Source organism: Vibrio sp. Evd11 (assembly GCF_900382755.1).
Taxonomy (GTDB): Bacteria; Pseudomonadota; Gammaproteobacteria; order Enterobacterales; family Vibrionaceae; genus Vibrio; species Vibrio lentus.
This window is the reverse complement of the sequence record NZ_OSDX01000011.1, coordinates 1-22,256: the sequence shown is the minus strand read 5'-3', so window position 1 is coordinate 22,256 and position 22,256 is coordinate 1. Positions and strand designations below refer to the sequence as shown.

20 protein-coding genes and 1 pseudogene are annotated in these 22,256 nt (G+C 44.3%); 8 read left to right on the top strand and 13 right to left on the bottom strand.

Annotated features, from left to right (window positions below; translation table 11 throughout):
- Positions 1–122 precede the first annotated feature (122 nt).
- On the top strand, positions 123–1,034 hold the full coding sequence (locus ED652_RS06970; RefSeq protein WP_122054039.1) for a LysR substrate-binding domain-containing protein: 912 nt from the start codon (positions 123–125) through the stop codon (positions 1,032–1,034).
- A gap of 212 nt (positions 1,035–1,246) precedes the next feature.
- Here ED652_RS06970 and ED652_RS06960 read toward each other — a convergent pair whose 3' ends face one another.
- Both ED652_RS06960 and ED652_RS06955 read right to left on the bottom strand, forming a co-directional pair.
- Positions 1,247–1,447 (bottom strand): DUF4250 domain-containing protein, encoded by a 201-nt coding sequence (locus ED652_RS06960; RefSeq protein ID WP_004736508.1) that lies wholly within the window; start codon positions 1,445–1,447, stop codon positions 1,247–1,249.
- A gap of 121 nt (positions 1,448–1,568) precedes the next feature.
- Positions 1,569–2,249, bottom strand: coding sequence for a hypothetical protein (locus ED652_RS06955; protein WP_122054038.1), 681 nt, complete (start codon positions 2,247–2,249; stop codon positions 1,569–1,571).
- Positions 2,250–2,487: 238 nt separating this feature from the next.
- On the opposite strand from ED652_RS06955, the gene ED652_RS06950 reads away from it, so the two are divergent.
- Complete coding sequence (locus tag ED652_RS06950) at positions 2,488–4,887, top strand: YgiQ family radical SAM protein (protein WP_122054036.1); 2,400 nt, start codon at positions 2,488–2,490, stop codon at positions 4,885–4,887.
- Positions 4,888–5,012: 125 nt separating this feature from the next.
- Here the strand turns inward: ED652_RS06950 and ED652_RS06945 are convergent, their stop codons facing one another.
- Genes ED652_RS06945 through ED652_RS06935 form a run of 3 tightly spaced genes read right to left on the bottom strand, consistent with a single transcriptional unit; the run spans position 5,013 to position 7,967 of the window.
- Complete coding sequence (locus ED652_RS06945) at positions 5,013–5,477, bottom strand: GtrA family protein (protein ID WP_122054034.1); 465 nt, start codon at positions 5,475–5,477, stop codon at positions 5,013–5,015.
- Positions 5,464–6,951, bottom strand: coding sequence for a glycosyltransferase family 39 protein (locus ED652_RS06940; RefSeq protein WP_122054032.1), 1,488 nt, complete (start codon positions 6,949–6,951; stop codon positions 5,464–5,466). Before ED652_RS06940 ends, ED652_RS06945 begins: the two co-directional genes overlap by 14 nt.
- Positions 6,948–7,967 carry a glycosyltransferase family 2 protein gene (locus tag ED652_RS06935; RefSeq protein WP_017111005.1) on the bottom strand — a complete coding sequence of 340 codons (1,020 nt, stop codon included), beginning with the start codon at positions 7,965–7,967 and terminating at the stop codon, positions 6,948–6,950. Before ED652_RS06935 ends, ED652_RS06940 begins: the two co-directional genes overlap by 4 nt.
- Positions 7,968–8,092: 125 nt before the next feature.
- On the opposite strand from ED652_RS06935, the gene ED652_RS06930 reads away from it, so the two are divergent.
- The 4 genes from ED652_RS06930 (at position 8,093) to ED652_RS06915 (ending at position 12,092) form a co-directional block, all read left to right on the top strand.
- Entirely contained in the window at positions 8,093–8,770 is a 678-nt protein-coding gene (locus ED652_RS06930; RefSeq protein ID WP_029225702.1) for a response regulator transcription factor, read from the top strand.
- Complete coding sequence (locus ED652_RS06925; protein WP_122054030.1) at positions 8,767–10,065, top strand: HAMP domain-containing sensor histidine kinase; 1,299 nt, start codon at positions 8,767–8,769, stop codon at positions 10,063–10,065. Before ED652_RS06930 ends, ED652_RS06925 begins: the two co-directional genes overlap by 4 nt.
- 127 nt (positions 10,066–10,192) lie before the next feature.
- Positions 10,193–11,122 (top strand): 1-aminocyclopropane-1-carboxylate deaminase/D-cysteine desulfhydrase, encoded by a 930-nt coding sequence (locus tag ED652_RS06920; RefSeq protein ID WP_122054028.1) that lies wholly within the window; start codon positions 10,193–10,195, stop codon positions 11,120–11,122.
- A gap of 232 nt (positions 11,123–11,354) precedes the next feature.
- Positions 11,355–12,092 (top strand): dienelactone hydrolase family protein, encoded by a 738-nt coding sequence (locus tag ED652_RS06915; RefSeq protein WP_122054026.1) that lies wholly within the window; start codon positions 11,355–11,357, stop codon positions 12,090–12,092.
- A gap of 78 nt (positions 12,093–12,170) precedes the next feature.
- On the opposite strand, the gene ED652_RS06910 is transcribed toward ED652_RS06915, so the two are convergent.
- The 6 genes and pseudogenes from ED652_RS06910 to ED652_RS06885 form a co-directional block, all read right to left on the bottom strand.
- Positions 12,171–13,424, bottom strand: a complete 1,254-nt coding sequence (locus ED652_RS06910) for a D-amino acid dehydrogenase (protein WP_122054024.1) — start codon at positions 13,422–13,424, stop codon at positions 12,171–12,173.
- A 129-nt stretch (positions 13,425–13,553) separates the two neighbouring features.
- On the bottom strand, positions 13,554–14,486 hold the full coding sequence (locus ED652_RS06905; protein WP_122054022.1) for a LysR family transcriptional regulator: 933 nt from the start codon (positions 14,484–14,486) through the stop codon (positions 13,554–13,556).
- 232 nt (positions 14,487–14,718) lie between these two features.
- Complete coding sequence (locus tag ED652_RS06900) at positions 14,719–15,504, bottom strand: HAD-IIB family hydrolase (protein ID WP_122054021.1); 786 nt, start codon at positions 15,502–15,504, stop codon at positions 14,719–14,721.
- 35 nt (positions 15,505–15,539) lie between these two features.
- Positions 15,540–16,823, bottom strand: coding sequence for a TRAP transporter large permease (locus ED652_RS06895; protein WP_122054019.1), 1,284 nt, complete (start codon positions 16,821–16,823; stop codon positions 15,540–15,542).
- 9 nt (positions 16,824–16,832) lie between these two features.
- A complete protein-coding gene (locus tag ED652_RS06890; protein ID WP_065103289.1) occupies positions 16,833–17,297 on the bottom strand; it encodes a TRAP transporter small permease in 465 nt (154 codons plus the stop codon).
- A gap of 107 nt (positions 17,298–17,404) precedes the next feature.
- Positions 17,405–18,418, bottom strand: a pseudogene (locus ED652_RS06885) (C4-dicarboxylate TRAP transporter substrate-binding protein).
- Positions 18,419–18,690: 272 nt separating this feature from the next.
- Here ED652_RS06885 and ED652_RS06880 point away from each other — a divergent pair.
- The gene (locus ED652_RS06880) at positions 18,691–19,395 is read left to right on the top strand and encodes a glycerophosphodiester phosphodiesterase family protein (RefSeq protein WP_122054018.1); all 705 of its coding nucleotides are present in this window, start codon (positions 18,691–18,693) and stop codon (positions 19,393–19,395) included.
- A 9-nt stretch (positions 19,396–19,404) separates the two neighbouring features.
- Entirely contained in the window at positions 19,405–20,157 is a 753-nt protein-coding gene (locus ED652_RS06875; RefSeq protein WP_102351674.1) for a DeoR/GlpR family DNA-binding transcription regulator, read from the top strand.
- A 50-nt stretch (positions 20,158–20,207) separates the two neighbouring features.
- Here ED652_RS06875 and ED652_RS06870 read toward each other — a convergent pair whose 3' ends face one another.
- Complete coding sequence (locus tag ED652_RS06870) at positions 20,208–21,185, bottom strand: bifunctional oligoribonuclease/PAP phosphatase NrnA (protein WP_102278125.1); 978 nt, start codon at positions 21,183–21,185, stop codon at positions 20,208–20,210.
- 59 nt (positions 21,186–21,244) lie between these two features.
- Positions 21,245–22,051: an ETEC_3214 domain-containing protein gene (locus ED652_RS06865; protein ID WP_122054016.1), complete on the bottom strand. Its 807-nt coding sequence runs from the start codon at positions 22,049–22,051 to the stop codon at positions 21,245–21,247.
- Between the last annotated feature and the right edge of the window lie 205 nt (positions 22,052–22,256).

Sequence of the window (22,256 nt, the reverse complement as noted above, 5' to 3'; positions counted from 1 at the left end):
AATCATCCAAAGATGAATAGTTTAAATCCATCCGGACATCTAGACGTTTACAAGAGAGCAAAAACACCGTAGGGTGATTATTAAGAAATATTGAATTGGCTTAGGGAATATGAGGAATACTCATGATAGAGCTTAAACACCTTCGAACATTGACCACCTTGAGAGACAGCGGCTCGCTTACCGCCACTGCAACTTCTCTTCATCTGACTCAGTCGGCGCTTTCGCATCAATTGAAAGACCTTGAGGCTCGTATTGGCGGTCAGCTTTTCCTGCGTAAAACTAGGCCCGTAAAATTCACCTCTGAGGGTGAGATCTTGCTTAAGCTCGCAGATGAGATACAACCACGAATCGCCAAAGCAGAGAACGAACTCGCGAGCCTGAAAGAGGATGTGAATGGTCGATTGCACATGGCGATCGAATGTCACTCCTGCTTCCAATGGTTAATGCCCGCTTTAAAGGAGTACCAAGTTGCTTGGCCAAGCGTGACGCTCGACTTTTCATCAGGCTTTGGTTTTGAACCTTTACCAGCTTTGATGACTGGGGAACTCGATTTGGTGATCACATCAGACATTCAGCCGCGTTCAGAGGTCCATTACGAACCGCTCTTTGATTTTGAAATGCGTTTAATCACCGCTATTAACTCCCCTTTGGCGGAAAAGCCAAGCATTGACCCGCAAGATCTTAGCGATATCACGATGCTCTCTTATCCGGTTCAAAAGCAGCGTCTTGATGTTGTGAAGCACTTTTTGCAACCGGCAGGCGTAGAGCCTAAGAAATGGAAACAGGCAGACAACACATTAATGTTGGTGCAAATGGTATCGGCAGGTTTAGGTGTTGCAGCCTTACCTAATTGGGCGATCAGTGAGTTTTCAAGACAAGGGTTAATCGCCAGTAAACCACTGGGCAACGGGCTTTCAAGAAGACTGTTTGCAGCAGTAAGAAATTCAGAAAAAGACAAACGTTACCTGCAAGCTTTCTTTAGCACAGCAAGACAACAGAGTAAGAGTCATCTAGATGGGATTGAGGTCGTTTAAGAGATTCTCTATGAGGTTAATTCAAGTCTAAGTGGAGACTGATAGATAAGCGCCAGAAACAAAAAAGTCACAGATAATCTGTGACTTTTTTCTTTTAGCTTTAGTACCGACAATGGCTGTACTTGTACATTCACGATACTGGCTCACAGTCGATAACTAACTCACTCTCGATAATCAAGTCACAATCGATAGAAGATGCGCCAGTTTGCTGCTTATCTTGGATAAGACTTAAACTGGTTAGTTAATGGATCGTATTGATAGCCAAGCATATCAAGCTTACCTACAACACTTTCTATATCCATTTCATACATACTGATCAGCTCTTCAAAGCTATCGCATTCTAAGCGAAGTTTTTCATTCACGATTCCCAACAAGATAATGCTATCGAAACCTTTGACGTTGCTTAAATCCATCCCGTACTCCTAACGAACATACCGACTAGATTTAAGTTTAGAACGCTTACTAACAGCACGCTAAAAAACAGATCACACTTTTTCGATTCAACATCGAAAGGCTTGTGAGATCATTAACCGCCTACATCGCCCAAACTGGCGTTAAACCAACGGCCGCCACCAATAACATCAACAATGAAATAGTCAGCTGAAGCTTTTCAGGGGTTTTAACGAACAGTAGATGCCAACACCACACCACGATAGATGAGATAAGCAAAGCAAAGCTAAACAGCAGAGTTGAAATCACAGGCTCTAATTGAGCTTCAGAAAGGGAGTAAACATTAACGACCGTCGCCAGTACCACTAACATACCTGTTAACACACCCACAACAGGCAGAACGCGGTGAAATGCTTGTAAGCGCGTTCTTGCGATAGTCAGCAGTAAATGTCCGAAAGAAGCACCCAGTAAAGCTACCAGCAATACAGTTGCGATCATACCAACGGGATTTACCTGTTCGCTTGCTTGGATAGCGACGTATGACAGCGCCAAACCACACGCAAGATACATCACCCAGATAGGGCCAGAGTCACGTGTCTTCTTAGTTTGAACTTGAGAATAGAAGTAAAAGATAGCGAATACGATCAGAAACGCTTCAATTCTTAATGAAGCAACAGCAAGCCAAAGCACGCCAATCGCAGGTAACATCTTGTGAATACGGCCACGTTGACCAGGGCAAATATCACCCTTCACTAAGATTAAAGTTAAGATCAGTTGGGCTCCTAATAGCATGGGAGCAAATTGTACTAATAATGATTCGACCATTGTGGATCTACTTATTCAGACTTATTTTCGCGAATAATATCAAAAACTGCCCCGAACACTAATCAAAATCACAAATTAGCGACACGACTCAACGCCTCTACTATGCTGTTTTATGGTGTGGCGGGTGGACGTTAGCGACTGAATCCAGAAAGACACCAGAACTAACAGGGGCATGTTCTACTGGCTAGTCTAGCCTCATGCCGCTATAATTTCCGCCTCAAAAATCAGAGGTTGAAATATGTACAGCGATATCACTCCTATTCACGAACACAAAAAATACTGGGCCGAGTGCTACGGAACAGCACCCTTTTTGCCTACCAGTAGAAAGGAGATGGATGCTCTTGGATGGGATAGCTGTGACATTATTATTGTAACTGGTGACGCTTATGTCGATCACCCGAGCTTTGGTATGGCTATCATTGGCCGTTTGCTTGAGGCTCAAGGTTTCCGCGTGGGCATCATTGCCCAACCAAAGTGGGACAGTAAAGATGCCTTCATGGAGCTGGGTAGACCTAACCTATTCTTCGGCATCACTGCGGGTAACATGGATTCCATGATCAACCGCTACACCTCTGATCGCAAACTTCGTCACGACGATGCTTACACTCCAAACAATGAAGGCGGTAAGCGTCCTGACCGTGCCACTCTGATTTATTCTCAACGTTGTCGTGAAGCTTACAAAGGCACTCCAATCGTTCTAGGTGGTATTGAAGCAAGCTTACGTCGCGTTGCGCACTACGACTACTGGTCTGATAAAGTTCGTCGCTCTGTCTTGTTTGATGCAAAAGCAGACATTCTTCTTTTCGGTAACGCTGAGCGTGCACTGGTTGAAGTCGCACACCGAATTGCCGACGGCGAAGATATGTCAACGCTGACAAATATTCGCGGTACTGCAATCAACCTGCCTGCAGCGCCTGAAGGTTACAAAATTATCGATTCTTCTCGTATCGAAAAACCGAACAAAGCCTACGTTCCGGTTAACCCGTACGAAGTAGAAACGCAGTGTGATACCAAGAAAGATGAAAAAGAAGAAGTAAAGGCGCAACCAATTACGATTCGTCCTTCTCGTCACGATGCAAAAACAACCGCGGTTCGTATCCCTGGTTTCGAAAAGCTCAATAACGACCGTATTCTTTACGCTCACGCTAGCCGTATTCTGCACCTAGAGACCAACCCGTATTCGGGCCGTGCTCTTATTCAACGTCACGGTGACCGCGAGCTATGGGTAAACCAAGCGCCAATTCCTCTTGCAACTGAAGAGATGGATTATGTGTTTGGCCTTGCTTACAAGCGTGTTCCTCACCCTATGTATGGCAAAGCAAAGATCCCTGCATACGACATGATCAAAACTTCGGTTAACATCATGCGTGGTTGTTTTGGTGGTTGTTCTTTCTGTTCAATCACAGAGCACGAAGGTCGTATCATTCAAAACCGTTCGAAAGAATCGATCTTGGATGAAATCGAAGACATTAAAGATAAAGTACCTGGCTTTACCGGTACTATTTCTGATTTGGGTGGTCCAACGGCGAACATGTATCGCCTAGGTTGTTCTGATCCTAAAGCGGAAATTAACTGTCGTCGCCCGTCATGTGTGTTCCCTAAAATCTGTGAAAAACTGAACACAGACCATCAGCACACCATTGACCTTTACCGCTCAGCGAGAAAGGTTCCGGGCATCAAGAAAGTGATGATCGCATCAGGCGTTCGTTATGACCTTGCGATTGAGTCTCCAGAATACGTTCGTGAGCTTGTAACTCACCACGTTGGTGGTTACTTGAAGATTGCTCCAGAGCATACTGAAAAAGGCCCTCTGGATCTGATGATGAAACCGGGCATGGGCACTTACGATCGTTTCAAAGAGATGTTCGAGAAGTACAGTGCTGAAGCGGGTAAGAAACAGTACCTAATTCCTTACTTCATCTCTGCTCACCCGGGCACGGAAGATGAAGACATGCTTAACCTTGCGTTGTGGCTGAAAAAGCACAACTACGAGTGTGACCAAGTACAGAACTTCTACCCATCGCCAATGTGTAATGCGACGTCGATGTACTACTCAGAGACCAACCCTCTGAAGCGCGTGAAATACAAAAAACGTGAAGATGTTCCTGTGCCTAAAGGTGATCGTCAACGTCGTCTGCATAAAGCACTGCTTCGTTACCACGATCCAGAAAACTGGAAAATCATCCGTGAAGCACTGATCAGCATGGGCAAAAAGCACCTAATTGGTGACAAAGCGAACTGCTTAGTACCAGAAGAAGATTTTGAAGCTCAGACACCGGCACAGCGTCGTAAGTCTGGTCGTCACGGCTCACAACGTTTTGCAACTAAGCACAGCAAAGCTCAACCGGGTCTTGGCGGCGAAAGCCCACGTAACCATTCTAAACCAGGCGGCAATAAGCCTAAACCGGGTGGTAAGAAGCCAACAGGTAGCCAAAGCAACGGCAATCAGGGCAACGGAAAGCAGAACGGTAATGGTAATAAACCAGCAACTGGCTTCATCAAAAAAGCCCCTGCTAGCCAGCAATCGCAAGGCAATAGCGGCGGAAATGGCAAGCCAAACCGCAGCAAAGCGGGTAATGGTCAAGGTGGTAAACCGGCAAGTAACGGAAAGAATCGTCAACGCGCAACACAGCGTTAATATAGCGACTTCATTGACTTGATCATCATAAAAAAACAAAGCGCAGCTATTTAGCTGCGCTTTTTTGTACCTGTTACAAATGAACTACCCAAAGGTTTCACTTGGTTATGTGATTACAAGGGATTCTAACGGGTAAAGACCCAATATTGACTAAACAGATAGTTAGTGACCATGCCTACCAAAATACCAACCGCCATGGCAATAAATACTGCCCCAGTAAACGCAGGCAGTAATTCAGTCATCAGCTTAAAACACAGCAAATTAGGTACTGCCGATATTGACGCTGAGAACATGAACTTTTGCCACTGAATCAGTTTTTCAGACCAATTACCCTGCCCTTTGAACTCAAAGGTCAGCACTCGATTGCCAAACCACGTTGTCGTTGCTGCCGCAATGAAAGCCCCAATTCTCGCCGTCATTAAAGGCAAACCAACAATGTAATGCAGCAAGGCAAATACTACACAATCAACAACAAACCCACCAACACCAACCACAGCAAACCGAACCATCTTGTGATGGGACTGGAGCCTTTGACTGTGTGCCTGAAGCTTGTTGTTGAACATTTGCAGTCCTGAGTTAACGCTGAACATCACTTGCACTTCTAATGTGGCTTAGCGACAAATTTGGTTTGATGTTTTGGCTATGACAACTGAATAAAGCGCGCTTTACTTTGACCGTCGGTTCCAAAATACACGTTAATGCGTTGTCTTTGATCTTGGTTTCGACTTCGGCTCTTTTACCAATCAAATAGAACTTGTCGATACCATCGAGTTGCTCGATATCAAGTAGCTTCTTCGCTTGACCATGGCTATAAAATTGCCCAGAGAACGGTCGCTTCCCTACATAAAAACTCGGTGATGAATCAGTGATCTGTTCGAAGATGATACGGTCACTCTTCTCGTTCGCCTTGCCTAAGTTCAGGTAAACCATCGCGATCATCAATAAGACGGGTAGAACTAAAGCCACGCTTGAAAACCACTTCTTATCTTTTTCCACTACGAGTATAGCAACCAACAAACCAAGAGCAGGGATACCCGGTAACACGTAAGCAGGAAGAATATTGCCCGCCATAGTGAAAAGGATCAGAGGCGAAATAAGCCAGCACACAAGGAATGAAAACAAGCCGCGATTTTCAGTATTAATTTCTGCAATTTTCTTACGTCGAGCAAATGCTAGTATAGGCAATACAATCGACCAAGGGGCCGCAGCTTGAATCCAGAATATCCAGATCATGCCTCGCGCTTGATCATGAGCGGAGCCGTAAAGATCCCCTTCCCAGCCACTCACTACAAAACGCTTAAAGTGTTCGCCAACAATAAAGTAATCAATAAAACCCGGTGTCGCCATTTCAGCCATGATGTACCAAGGCAGAGCAATAACTAACATCACACCTACACCAGACAACAATGGGAAGCGTTGCCAAAGCACTTTGAAAGCGCCAAAGAAGCCATGCTGTAATACTAACCAAGGGAAAACTGCGATACCCATGATGACAATCGCTACCGGCCCTTTTGCAAGCAAGCCTAGTGCTAAACCGATGAAACCGACATAACCCCAAGATCGATTAGTCTTCGCGCTACCTTTTCCCTTACAAGCCTCTCCTCCTTGCCAACATAGGTAGAAACCTAACATGGCAATGGTCATCGCCAAGGTTAACGCGATGTCTGTCATCACAGCACCCGCGGCAATAGAGAAAATACCGCATGTCGCCAACACTACCGCGGCAACCAACGCACTTTGCCCTGTTCGCTTCGCCATGTAAGCCGTCAACAAAATCGTTACGACACCCGCTAACCAATGTGGTGCGCGAACCGCAAATTCACTCAAACCGAACAACTCAATACCGGCCGCGCTCATCCATGTGAACAACGGTGGCTTACCCCAGAAAGGAATGCCGTAATCAAACTGAGGTGTTAACCAATTGCCTGTTTCCACCATCAGACGAGCCATTTCGCCATAGCGCGCTTCTGTGGTGTCCATTAACGGGTATGTCGCTAGAGATAAAAGCCTTAGAACCAATGCAAAAGCCAACAAATACCATAGGTGCGTTCGGTTCAGGCTCATGCTGATTCCTCTAATTTAAAATGTGTTTTTAATGCTGGTGTATCGACCACCGATTGGATCAGATACAAAGGGCGATTCTTGGTTTCAATGAAAATACGACCTATGTACTCCCCCATTAAACCAATACTCAGAAGTTGAATGCCGCCAAGGGCAAGTTGAACGACCATCATTGATGGGTAACCCGTGATAGGCTCACCAAACATCATGGTTTTGAAAACGATGACCATGCCATACACAAAAGCCGTTAGGGCGACGAGGCCGCCGACTGCCGTTGCAATACGCAGTGGTCGGATAGAAAACGAGGTGATGCCATCCATCGCCAAACCGATAAGCTTCAAGTAGTTCCACTTGGTCTCACCACAAAAGCGAGCGTCGCGCTTAAATTGGAGCGTCGCTTGTCGGAAACCCGGCCATGAAAAAATGCCTTTCATGTAGCGGTTACGTTCTGGAAGTTGATTGATATGGTCGACAACTTCGCGGCTTAACAGTCTGAAGTCACCGACATTTTCAGGCACATCAATCTTCGCAGCCACGTTCATTACTTTGTAAAAGCTTGCCGCTGAAAACTTCTTAAACCACGTTTCACCATCACGCTGGCTGCGCTGCATATTGACCACGTCATAGCCTTCGCGCCATTTCGCGATCATTTGCGGAATCAACTCCGGAGGATCTTGTAAATCAGCATCTAATAGGATTACGGCTTGTCCACGACAATGCTCAAGGCCAGCGCTCATCGCTGACTCTTTACCAAAGTTGCGGCTTAAACCAATGACCGAGATTGAACTATTGATTGAAGTGAATGAACTCACCAAGTCCAAGCTGTTGTCTTTGCTGCCATCGTCGACATAAACAATCTCGCTCGTGATCGGTAAGCTATCGAGAACCTTAGTGAGGCGAGAGTGGAACTCTTCCAACACCTCTTGTTCATCGTAGAAGGGAACAATGATAGACAAAGAGACCGCAGGATTGATCTGCGATGTGGATATCTTAGGGCGGCTAATGTGAAGTTCAGACATAATACGTTCTTCTATTTTTTAATCTGAAGCCAATCTACCCTCCCATAAGTGAAAGTTATGTTATTGACATATTTTTCACGCTCACTCAGGATAATGTTACTGTCTATTTCTGTATGAGAATCAAAATGAAACGAGTTCTATTAGTCGAAGATAACCGTGAAATTGCAGGTGTCTTGTTTGATTATTTTGAGTGTATAGGGATGGAGCTCGATTATGCGGATAACGGTGAGCTTGGCTTGCAACTCGCGATGGATAACTCGTTTGATATCATCATATTGGATCTGATGCTGCCAAGAATGGACGGCCTAACAGTTTGCAACAAGCTAAGAGACCAAGGTAATACAACCCCGATCCTTATGCTTACCGCATTGGATAGCCGTGAAGACATGTTGAAGGGCTTTGAACACGGTGCCGATGATTACCTCACCAAGCCTTTTGATTTGGATATTCTAGAAGCAAGAATGAACGCGCTGGTTCGTCGTTACCGAGGAAAAGTAGCCTCTTCTAAGTTGCAGTTCGGCGAGCTCACCATCGACCAAAAAATCCGTAAAGCTTACCGACAAGACAAGCTTCTTGCGCTCAACCCAACCACTTACACCATACTTGAGATGCTTTGCCAAAGCGCACCTGAAGTAGTCACTCGCGAAGATATCTCATACAAGCTCTGGGAAGAAGACGAACCCAACAATGATGTGTTACGCAGTCACATCTATCAATTGCGTAATCAACTCGACAAGCCTTTCGACACCCAAATGCTAATCACAGTGCCTAAAGTAGGATTCCGTTTGGAGTCATCGAATTGATTTCAAATGTTCTCTCCAGCACCAAAACCCTAACTGGCCGCTTAGCGGTTTTCTTTGGGTTAATGGCCGTGATTGTATCTGCATTCGTCTATGTGGTGTTTATTGCCGCACTGTATTTGTCTGAAGATCGTGTTGGGGAAAAACGCATTCTTATCGATCGCAACTACGCGGTTGGTTTATTCCAATCTGGAGAAAGTGGTGAGATTCGCATTGATGACCTCACAGTGGCATACAACGACCTAGCTTACATTCCAAAGAAATACACTAAATATATAAAAGGAAAAGATAGCTTTCTGGGCGAAGTTGGCGATGAACCCGAATCACGCATGGTGTATGTCGGTGAGTATTCTGATGAAGGAGAAACCCACCCAATTGTTCTGTTGTCTGAAATCGATCGTGTCGAGTTTGATATCTATGAATTGGTGTATGCGACGACATTTATGTTAACGCTTCTCTCAATTCTGATATTCAGCTTTGGGGCGCTACTCTATAGACTCTCCAAGCGTTTGATTGAACCATTCAACTCGCTCTCCGCCCAACTGGAATCGAATAAGCTCAACCTAAACGAAGAGTTTGGCGTGAGTGACGATGCGGCGGTGGAATTTCGTCAACTGACCGATCAACTCAATCAATATCGTCGAGAAATCAACTCCCTTCTCAAGCGCGAACAAGCCTTTGCTCGCTATTCAAGTCATGAGTTGAGAACCCCGCTGACGGTCGCTCGCGGGGCAAATAAACTACTACTTCGTAGTGAAACAACCGAGTTTCAATCTCGCCAAGTTGAACGTATTGATGACGCCATTGTTCAAATGTCAGAAATGGTCGATGCCCTGCTTGGTCTCGTTCGTTACGAAAGAAACAGTGACGATGCACCGCTGCGCTTGTTCACCCAGCAAGAATTAGAGACTATCGTTTCGAAAAACTCGTTGCAGGCAAAAGAGAAAGAAGTCGAAATAGCCTTACAGATTCAATCAGAACCAACCATACAAGCCACCAGTACCATCATGAATATGTTGGTCGGTAACTTGTTGAGAAATGCGATTGCTGCGACCAATAGCGGCACCGTAACTATCACTCTTTCCCAAGATACTCTTGTGATTGAAGACCAAGGTGAAGGCCTTCAGGAACAATACAACCCAAATGGTCATGGGCTAGGCTTGTTGATTGTCGATGACTTATGTCAGCGCTTCCATTGGGACTTTGAATTGTTCAATCGTAGCTGTGGTGGCTGCACCGCGAAAATCGCCTTTCAAACCGATTCACCCTTGTCCATATCAGAGCAAGTAAACTCGTAGCACTAAGTTCAATATCCGACGAAAACTTGATTTAGTTGGTTTACAGCACTCGCTCGCTACTAGATACTCATTGGCCCTATTTGATTTTAAAATGCTGGCTCTTTAGTCAGCATTTTGTCTAAGTGCGATGAAACTAAATAATAGCCCTGTAACTCAGCATCAATTTAACGACCACACCTTTTTCTTAAAGCGTGACGACCAGCTTCACTCCCACTTTTGCGGCAACAAAGCCCGCAAGTTCATGAAGCTGCTGGAAGACGAGCAACCAGAAATCACCACTTTGATCAGCTATGGTTCTGCTCAGGCGAATTCTCTGTTCTCACTCTCCGCACTCGCAAAGATCAAAGGCTGGACGCTTGAGTTTTACATCGACCACCTTCCTCAATGGCTACAAGAACGCCCTATCGGTAATTACCGTGGTGCGATTGACCTTGGGGCTAAGGTTATTTCAACCAAAAAGATGGGCTCTGAACTTCATCCACAAGAATATATCGAACAAGTAAGACAACCAGACTCACACTGCATTGTGTTGCCTGAAGGTGGCCGCTCTCAGCTTTCTGAATATGGCGTAAAACAACTGGCGATGGAAATACTCAGCTGGACGCGCTTCGAAAACAAACACGATTTCGTGGTAGCACTGCCCGCTGGTACTGGTAGCACTGCGCTGTATCTTCATAAGCATTTGAAACTGCACAACATCCCGGTTTTAACCTGTGCATGTGTTGGTGGCAGTGACTACCTAACGCAGCAGTTCAATGAGCTTGGCGAGACCGATCACCCGCAGATATTACCGCTCAAAGCTAAGCACCACTTTGGTAAGTTGTATCAGCAGGATTACCAAACTTGGTTAGATCTACAAGAGCAAACCGACGTTGAGTTCGACCTGCTGTATGACCCATTGATGTGGCAATGCTTAGGACAATGGCAAGAAGACAACCCGACCAAAACCATCATCTACGTCCATCAAGGTGGCATCTTAGGCAACGAGTCGATGTTGCCACGCTATCAGCGTAAATATCCAGATATGTGCAGCAGCACGACCAACGCTTCCTGGTAATTGTTCACCTTACTGCTAACTTCTAACTTCTAACTTCAGCTATTTGAATTTCCGTTTTCTGAAAACAACACCAAACAACCATCACACTTAATACGTGATGGTTGTTTAACCCCTTCCCCTTCAATCTTTACCTCCACCGTTACACTTCAAATTAGAGGCGGAAATCTGGCGAGAATCATCGCGTTATCTATACTTTCGATTGGAACGTCACTGTCATCGAAAGGAATAACGCATGCGAACACTCACCACGCTAGGCTTGTTTTCAGTTTTACTGCCCTTCTCTGCAATTTCGGGAGAAAATGTCACTTATCAAGTCGACGGTATGGACTACGAAGGTTATTGGAGTGAAGCCAGTGATCAGGCTCCTTTGGTGCTGCTAGTACATGATTGGGACGGCTTAACCGATTACGAGAAGAAACGTTCTGAGATGCTCAATGAACTGGGTTACAACGTGTTCGCCATCGACCTATTTGGTAAAGGCATTCGCCCAACCGAAGTGAAAGATAAAAAACAACACACAGGTGAGTTGTATAAAGACAGAGAAAAAATGCGGGCGCTGCTTAATGCAGGTGCAATGGAAGCCAAACGGCTTGGCGGCAACTTAGATAACAACGTGATGATGGGATACTGCTTTGGCGGAGCTGCTGTGTTAGAAGCCGCACGTGCGGGGATTCCTTCGAAAGCTTATGTCACCTTCCATGGTGGTTTATCAACACCGAAAGGCCAAGACTACTCTCAGACCAAAGCCCCTATCGTCGTATTCCATGGCACAGCAGATTCGATGATTTCAATGGAAGATTTTGGAAGCCTAGCAGCTCAACTCGAATCGACCAAAGTCACACATGAAATGATCACCTATAGTGGTGCTCCACATGCCTTCACTGTATTCGGGTCTAATAACTATCAACATGAAGCTGACCAAAAATCGTGGGATCGCTTTACTCATGTATTAGAAACCACCACTAGATAAGCAGCAACACTAGAACTAAATTAGCCCATGCTTAGTGATAAACATGGGCTAATTCGTATAACCAAGTATTTTGATGAGCTACAAGTAGCGATGAATACTCAAGTCATCGGTTTTGATGTCACTAGCTGAACCGCTAACCACGCTTGCCAAGATCTTTCCTGAGCCACACGCCATCGTCCAACCCAAGGTTCCGTGTCCCGTATTAGTAAACAAATTCTTAATCGGTGTTTTACCGATAATAGGTGTGCCATCTGGCGTCATGGGCCTTAACCCAGTCCAGTATTCAGCCTTAGAAAAGTCACCCGCTTGTGGGAAAAGATCTTTTATCACCATATCAATCGTGGCTTTGCGTTTTTCAGGAATGAGATAATCAAAACCAGCAAGCTCTGCCGTTCCTGCAATACGAATACGATCATCAAAACGAGTCATCGCTACTTTGTAGGTTTCATCCATCACGGTAGAGGTTGGTGATTTATCAGCATTCACGATCGGTAGTGTTAGTGAATACCCTTTGACTGGATAAACCGGGACAGACAAGTCGACTTGTTTCAATAGATCTCGAGAATAACTGCCTGATGCAACTACGTAAGCGTCCGCTTTGAATACACCTTGAGTCGTTGTAATACTCTCGATGTTTTGATTCTGATGATTCAAACTTACCACTTCAGTATCAAACATGAACCTAACACCCAGTTGCTTGGCTTTCTCAGTCAAGGTTAAACAGAATTGATGGCAATCACCGGTTTCATCGTGTGGTAAATACAGACCACCCACCAGCTTATCTTTAACGTCTGCTAAGCCCGGTTCGATGGATAAGCACTGCTCAACATCAAACAACGAATGTTCGATTCCACTCTCTTTAAGCAGCTTCATATCCTGCTGAATGAAATCCAATTGTTTCTCGCTTCGAAACACTTGCAGTGTCCCTTTCTGCCGACCTTCATAAGCCAGTTCTTCACTGGTTCGCAGGTGAGTTAGACAATCACGACTGTAATTTGCCACTCTCAACATGCGAGATTTATTCTGTGCGTATTTGGCTTCGTTGCAATTGGCGAGCATCTTAGTCGCCCAAGAGACCAATTCCGGAGAAATTGACGGTTTCACTTTTAGTGGCGCATGCACTTGGGTTAGCCACTTCATTGCTTTTAAAGGGATTCCGGGGGCAGCCCATGGGGAAGAGTAACCGTAAGAGATTTGGCCAGCATTCGCAAAACTGGTTTCCTTACCACTGCTATCTTGACGGTCGAAAACCGTCACCGAGTGGCCCTCTTTCGCCAAATACCATGCGCTGGTCAACCCAATAACACCACTGCCAATAACGATAACTTCCATTGCATCCGCCTTTTATGTCACGCAACATTCTTGTAACTTTCGGACACTTTATTGGGCAGGCATTGACTTAACAATACAGTTAGCGTTGATAAAAAGTCATCACTCTATGATTAAAAGAAATACTTGGGATTACAAAACAATAGCGTGAGCATCGCTACGTAAAAAAGACGTGTTCTCCATTAAGAAGTCGAGGAAGGTTTCGGCTTGAACACTCAGTTCTCTGCCTTTCAAAGATTGCACCTTAACGGTCGCTTTGGATAGCACCTCAATCTCCGTTGGCACGACTTCTATACGGCCCGATTCTATCTCTTCTAGAACCGTCAGCTTAGGCATAAAAGTGATGCCAAGCCCCGCGACAACAAAGTTAGTCAGCGCAGTCACCGAGTTGGTTTGTAATTTAGGTTGGAGATTAAAATGCGACATTTGCTCGGCGTGTTTCACTAATCGTCCCATGCCAGTCGAAGTGTCAATCAAAGCCAACGACACACCTTTAATTTCTTGCAGCGTCACAGGTGTCTCTTTCATTGTTAGAAAGTGCCCTTTTGGAGCAATAAGTTCTAATGGGTGACTGCGTTCCACATGCGTTCGTAGTTTTGGATGCGGTGCTGCTGCGTAAGTGATCGCAAAATCGATCTGCTGATCTTCAAGCAGCTTAACGGCATCAAGAGCACCGGCTATTTCTATCGACAAGTTGATGTCTGGATAGCGGGTCATAAAGGTCTGCATCGGCTCAGACACTAAATTAGTTATAAACCCTTCACCTATCGCAATACTGACGCTACCACCGGTCAGATTTTTAAGCTTGGTCAATTGAGTTAATACTGTCGCCTCACCTCTTATAATCGTGCGATAGTGATTCAACAACTCGTTTCCCGCTTCTGTTAAATAAGACTGGCGGTTATTGCGCTCCCACACCTTCATCTCAACCTGATCTTCAAGTTGAGACAACATACGACTCACTGCGGCCGGATCAACATTCAACATCTTCGACGCTTTACGTAACGAACCGTATTTCGACAAAGCATTAAGGTATTCCAGCGCGCGGATATTAAAGTGGTGCATTCAACTTCCTTGTGATTCCAGTGACTCTAAGAGCAAGCGTCTCATAAATTCGGCATTAACCGATATTCCAATTTGATGAGATAGGGTTTACGCTCATCAACTTGTGCACCGAGTCACTTCAGACAATGGTTGATCGGCTATTCAGGTGTTTTATTTGTTCCTAATAAGACAAAGGCGACAACTTTCGTTATCGCCTTTGTACTGTTGATTTCTGACTAAAAATGAATAACGACTATTTCAACGCCAATAATTTATCTGTGAACTCAGCGAAACCATATCCGCCGGGTTTCTTCATAACAACAACCGGATGATGCGATAACTTGGTCCAATAGTGTTCAATGTTCGCTACACCAACACTGAAAGGCAAAATTTCAAACATGTATTGGTCGTTCATCGAGTCACCAACATAGCAACTATGCTCTATTATCTCTTGCTCCGATAGCCCCTTCTCTTTGAGAAAGGCGGTCGATGTCGCTTTCTTAGAGTGCTCACCATACCAAGCATTAATGTGAATAGAGCTTGCTGTGGCATGTGCACCTAAAGCGTGAATCTTAGAGACAATCTCTTCAATAATGGCATCGTCGACTTTAGGACGATTTTGACCGATGTCGATCGCAACCTCACACAAGCGATAAGACTGATCCAGCGTTAAACTGAGCTCTGGGTAATCGCTCAAAATAGCTAATACTTGTTCTTTGAGCTTACTTTGATTAGCACTAATTTCTGGCAAAGGGATATCAGAACGCAATGTCAGATAACCATTTTTCTTTTCCATAATAAACGCACCATTCTCACCGAGAACCGCATCCACAGGCCATAGTTGCGCGATATGATCACACCAACCAGCACACGCACCCGTTACAGCCACAACCTTTTTCCCCGCATCTCTTAGCGCTTTCAAGGCCACCAAGGTTTCTGGTGGTAACTGTCCTTGCCAAGTTAAGGTATCGTCGACATCCGTCAGTACCCAATCAATGCTTTTCCAATTTAGGTCTAAATCATTCGTTACCGAATTCATTTCTACACCCTCAAATATAAACTAACTTATTAGTGTTAAAGTAAATTCGGTAAAAACATCACTAAACTTTCAGAGAAAGTCAGCAACATCAACACCGACAATAAAGCGAGTAGCAAAGGCACTACTTCTTTTACAAAGTCGACCATACGAACCTTCAAGATGGAACATACGGTAAACATCATCGAACCGAACGGTGGCGTCACACCACCAATCATAATATTGACGATCACGATAATGCCGAAGTGAACTGGGTTAACCCCTAGATTGAGCACAGCCGGAAGCAGCAACGGCGTTAAGATGATCATCGCGGCGCCACCTTCAATGAACATCCCAACAACGAGCAACAGTACGTTAATCAACAACAGCAAGACTAACTTGTTGTCGGTAAGCTCAATCAAAGCAGAAGCAACATTGTGCGGGATTTGCTCAAGCGTCATGTAATAACCGAAGACCATCGCTCCGATAATAATGAACATCACACTACTGGTGCCCTGCACCGTTTCACGCATGATGAGCGGGATATGTCGCAGGCCAAGCTGACGATAGACAAAAATGCCAATAATCGCACAAAGCAATACTGCGATTGCGCCCGCTTCTGTCGGTGTAAACAAACCAAAACGCATACCAAGAATAATGCCGAAAGGAATCAGTAACGCGGGAATCGCTTTTAGAAAGTAATGAAAACGCTCTTTCGCAGACGCAGGCTCAGAACGAGAAGGCTTATAACGACGCTTACGTGCGATAAACGCGATTGTCACCATCAGCGCTAACGCCATCAAAAAGGCAGGAACATAACCCGCGATAAACATCTGATGAACGGAAACATTAGCTAACAAGGCAAAGATGATTAAGTTAATACCCGGTGGGATAACAGGACTGATACTTGATGACGCCGCCGTCACTGCAGCTGTAAATGGCAGGTCATAACCGCGCTTAGTCATTTCAGGGGCAAGGATTTTTGATTGCATCGCGGCATCGGCATTCGCAGAGCCAGATATGCCACCCATTAGTGTACTCAACGCCACATTTACCTGCGCAAGACCGCCCGTTTTATGGCCAATCATTGAATCTGCAAAAGCCAATAAGCTTTTACTGATCCCCGCATAGTTCATCACCGAACCAACCATGATAAAGAACGGAATGGCTAACAATGGAAATGACTCTGTCGAGCTAATAAAGCGCTGCATTACCAAGCTGACGGGAATTGAGTCATTGATAAAGAGAAAGTACACCATTGCTGACGCGATCAATGAAAAGGCAATGGGTATATTCAATAGAAACAGAACAAAAAGAATGAGGATTGGAAGATAGCTTTCCATGAATCGTACCTACTTAAAAGAGCGCTTTAGAGAAGCAACATCGCTGACGATGAATCGAACCGTGTGGATTGCCATCAATGAGAAGCAAAGTAACAACACACCATTGATAGCAAAATATGACATGCCCATCACTGGTGTTACCTTGTTAGATAACATCAAGTATTGATAACTCAGAACGGCCATCAAGATGTTCAGAGCCAGTAGGAAAACAGAAACACATAATCTAAACGGGATTTTGGCTTTTTCAGGCAGCATGGCAACCACCACATCAACACCCATGTGAAGCTTATGCTTATAGCAGGAACTAATGCCTAAATAGACAGCCCATATGAAGCAAATAACCGAGAGTTCTTCACTCCAAGGGACAACAAATCCAAACCCATAACGTAAAACGACGTTAATGATGACAACCAAAACGGTAATCGAAATAGCAATAGAGGCGAGGATTTCTTCAATATTTTTCAATAAAAACAAAAGACTTCTCCAGTAAAGCACCCAACATCACGTCGGTTACTTCAGGAATAAACGGCCTGCAGGAAATCAGGCCGTCTTCATTAACAAATTAATCTACATTCGCACAATTACTGTGCAGCTCGAATCTCTTCTAACTCTTTCATGATCGTTGCGTGTATACCTTCGCTCCATGTTGGGAACTGGTTGTACACGTCAGCTGTCAACTCATTAAACTCGTCAGAGTTCACTTCATTAAACATAACGCCTAGCTCTTCAAGTTTCTGCGTGTATTCAACATCAAGCTTAACCAGCTCTGCAGTATTAGATTCTGCGCCCGCTTCTAGCTCTTCATTGATGATTTGCTGTTGCTCTGGCGTAAACTTGTCCCAAAGAGTCGGTGAAATGTAGATACCAACCGTGCCTAGGAAGTGTTTGGTCAAAGACATATTCTTCGCTACCTCGTAGATTTTGGTTGAGTACATGGTCAGGATTGAACCTTCAAGGCCGTCAACAACACCCTGTTGAACACCTGCATAGGTTTCTGGGAATGGCAGAGAAGCTGGAGCCGCGCCCATTGCTGAAAGCGTGCTGATGAACAACTGACTTTGTGGAACACGAATACGCATCCCTTTCATGTCTTCAGAGTTCACAATCTCTTTATTGGTGATCATGTGACGGAACCCAAACATGTAGTCTGCATTCAGTACTTTTATGCCTTTCTCTTCAGCTTTAGCCTTCAAGCCCGCGACAAATTCCGTATCCATCATCGCTAAATATTCATCATACGTGTTGTACAACATTGGGCCTGCCAGTGCAGCGAAGTTTGGTACGTAATCGCCTAGGTAGGTTAAATCCTCAACAGCAATCTAGTTTGCGCCGTTAACGACTTGCTCCAAGTTATCTTTATAAACCGGTAATTGACCACCAGGAAAAACTTTAATGTTTACCGAACCTTCAGTTCTTTCGCGTATTTTGTCGGTTGCTTTGATGAGCTCTTGGGTTAACAACTCGTTCTGAGTGAACACAAGGCTCATGTTGATATTGATCGGCTCATCTTTAGCGTCCGCTCCGGCCTTGTCAGCTTCACCACAACCAACAAGTAACGTTGCCGCCATAATTACTGTACCTAATAGCTTTTTCATTTTTAATCACCTTATCGTGGCTATCTTTTCTAAATATAGAGGGTGTTATTAAGTTTTCGTAGAGTATGTAAGTGAATTATTACATTCATATGAACATTTATCTTAGCCACTTGAACATATTGAGTATAAGGTCTCACTATTGTATAAACTCTGTACAACACCTTTAAGCTAGTTCTCATTTAAAATAAGCAGATATGGCGGATAGATAATAAATCTGTAATAAAGTAGAGCTACTGTTTCCTGAATTTTCAAATGAACATCGAGATTGAATTATGATCACAGGCCACCGCGGTGCCGCTTCTTTAGCACCAGAAAATACGCTAGTCAGTATTGAACAAGCAGCGAAAGCTGGTGCTACATGGATTGAAATTGATACCCAGTTAAGCGCTGATGGCACCCCAATGGTTTTTCATGATAAGACGGTAAATCGTTGCACTAACGGAACGGGCAATATCGCAGACTTAGATTTAACCGCTCTCAAAAAGTTAGATGCTGGCAGTTGGTTGGGTAGTGAGTTCGCGGGAACAACTATTCCGACGTTGAGTGAAGCGCTCGACAAGTGCCTAGAGCTCGATGTGACCTTAAACCTTGAGATCAAAATTTACGACGATAAGGCTATCCAACCTTTAGTTGAGAAAGTTGCCGCACTGGTTGAACAAAAGCAGTTCCCTGTTGAAAAACTGCTCATCTCAAGCTTCAAAAAAGAGGCACTGAGCCTTTGCCAGCAAATAATGCCAGAGGTTAAACGAGGCTTTATCTGCGAGGTTTGGAATGATTTCAGCCTAGAGTCACTTAAATCACTCGACCTTTACAGCATTCATATTGACCACCGAGTTCTTGATGAGAAAACGGCGAAAGCGATCAAAGATTCAGGTGCGGTTCTTAAAATATGGACGCTAAATGACCCCAAATTGGCGAACAAATATCTCAATCTAGGTGTTGATAACATCATTACCGACGTACCAAACCAATTTTAGTGAGCTTCTATGGAACTGAACCACCGCCAAAAACAAATACTCGCGACGCTTAAAGCGAATCAAGACGTACAGATTGATCATTTAGCCGAGCTATTTGCCGTAACCACTCAAACCATTCGTCGTGACGTCAACCACTTATGCGAGCAAGGTTTAGCACGAAGAGTGCATGGAGGCGTGAGCTTACCGACAACACTGACTAACACCAGTTATCGATTCCGAGCAGGCGTTGAATCAGAAATGAAAGACAGTATCGCCAAGGCTGTTGCAGATGCGATACCTGAAGGTTCAACGGTAATGATGGGCATTGGTACGACCGTCACTCGTATCGCACAGTATTTATTAGCTAAACCTGCATTACGAGTGATCACCAATAACCTGCAAGTCGCTCGAATCCTCGAAGCAAACGAGCAGATCGAAGTGTACTTAGCGGGCGGTTTATTTCGAAGAGAACATCAAGATATGGTGGGAAGTAGCGTAGTTCATTTCTTCTCAGATTTTGAAGCCGACATTGGCATTTGTGGTTGTGGCTCTGTAACAGACAGCCATTTCGCCATGGAGCATGAGCAAGTTGAAGCCGACCTTTCAAAATCTATTATCAAGAACAGCCGTGAAAGTTGGCTTGTCGCAGATGCCAGTAAATGGGGTCGTTTTGCTGCACTAAAAGTTGCGTCACTGGAGCAATTTGATCGTATATACACCAATAACAGCCAATTACCTTCGGAGCTAAACATACACTTAGTAGAAGACGCTACTCATACTTAGATAAAAAGGGCTAGCTATTTCAAAATACCTAGCACTCTAAGCAAATAAGTTTAGGCATCAAGCACTAGGCTCGGTCGAATCAAATCATAGATGTAATCTAGTTCATCACTTTTCTGAAGCTGGCTGTTGATGATGCCACCAGCCATGTGAGAATGCCCACCTCCAAAACCGATCCCTTTATCGTTCAGTGCCCTTTTAACTATATTTGCGACATTGTTATTGGAACACTCTGAACGAAGAGAGATAAAGGTTTTCTCATGACTCTTCGCAGTGAGCACAATGATATCAAGCTCATCAACACTTAATAGAAAATCACCTAATACACCGAGCATATTTTTAGGACAACCTTCAGGAAGCACCGCAAATGCTGCATTTTTTTCACGGCGTAAGTTAGTAAGCATTGAATTGAAAAGTTGCAATTCGTGGAACTCGACCTGATTACGACAAATCTTGTTGACCATGGTATTGTCTGCCCTCTCTTGAAGGTACAGCAGTGCTTTTAGATCAGCCGATCCTACAGCCCGAGTAAAGTTAGCGGTATCAAAGCTCAAACCGACCAATAGTGCTGTTGCAACTTTTTGTGGCATCGGCAAAGAAAAATAGCGGTAATACTCGACCATCATGGTTGCTGTTGCGCCATAATTTGCTCGCACATCTGAGTACCATACAAAATCAGGAACTTTGACTTGGTGGTGATCAATTACTGCGACTTCTAAGCCTGGAACGTCGGTAACGTTCTTTTCACCAATGCAGCCATCAACAACAATAATCTTGTCGTCAGGTTGTAGCTTCAAGTCTTTTGGTTCATAGATCGGAATCTCCAACCAATCTATGAGATTCCTAAGTGACACTCTATCGATGTAACCATGAAAGGTAATAAATGGATGAAAGCCTTTCTTTTTTAATAGGTAAGCCAGAGCGTACGCCGAAGACAATGCATCATGGTCTGGGAAGTCATGAGCTTGGACAATGATTCGTTTATTGCCTTTGAGTCTTTCTAGAAAGGTATCGAATTTTGAATTTGCCATAATCCAACTGCTGATAAAAGCTCTAGCTTTGTAAGAAACTAGAGCTGGTGTGTTAATGCTTAACTCTTATGAATCAAACGATACTCTGTGTTCGATAAAATCGCTTCTTCAAGGGCGTCGACACCTAATGTACTGTAACCATAGAAGTTTGGTTTGGCGCTCAACCTCAAAGACTGGACGCTCGAAACGACATCTTCGTCCATCGTTAACGAATCAACTACAGCGGCCAGCAAATTCCTATTGCCTTTTGTCATTGGCGTAATAAATTCACTAACACCACTGATTGAAGAATAGAGATATCCGAATTCCCCGCCGTTGTTTTCTTCAATGTAATAATTACCGGTTCTAGCGAACGACGCTCGGATTTCATTGACACTTTCAATGGCATTAAAAGGCTGGTTAAAAAACGCTGAACCACCTGTATGTTCTTGTGTTTCAGGTGCAAAACCTTCATCAGGGAGGACAAGGTAAGCGACAATAGCGTTATCTCTAGTAATCGTAGACAGTATGAAATTATCATCTTGATAATACTTGATCACATCATCACTGCTTGAACGTTTTATATATACCGGTGCGCCAAACGTTTGATCCAAAGCTTCAGCGGATGACCGAATATATATTCTCTCTAGCTTTTTATGAGATGGAATATCCGTCATTTGAGAAAGACCAAAGTCGAACATCTTTTCCAATGCATCAAAGCTGTCATTAAAGCCACCCAAAGCAATAGAAATAACCGAGACCAAACCTATAGTACGAGCTAGGCCGCCTTTCTTTTGCTCTTCTAGCAGTGATTCTTGCGCGTCTTGGAGTTCTTGTAATTCCTCTTGAATATCTTGAGAAATATCAGCTCTCTGTTCTTCAGACATTTTTAACCTTTGATCTTATCAATTGTATCCATCAATGCATCTTTGCCGTCTTCAGCACGTTCCTGCACTCGCTCAAAAGCATCGGTGTCCATGATATCTTCAATTTCGTCGCGGTAATTAAGGCCTAGGTAAATACCAATAGCGATGAAAACTTAACAACCACCTACTAAAGTAGGTGGGTTAGTATTACGGACTGAAAGTCCGG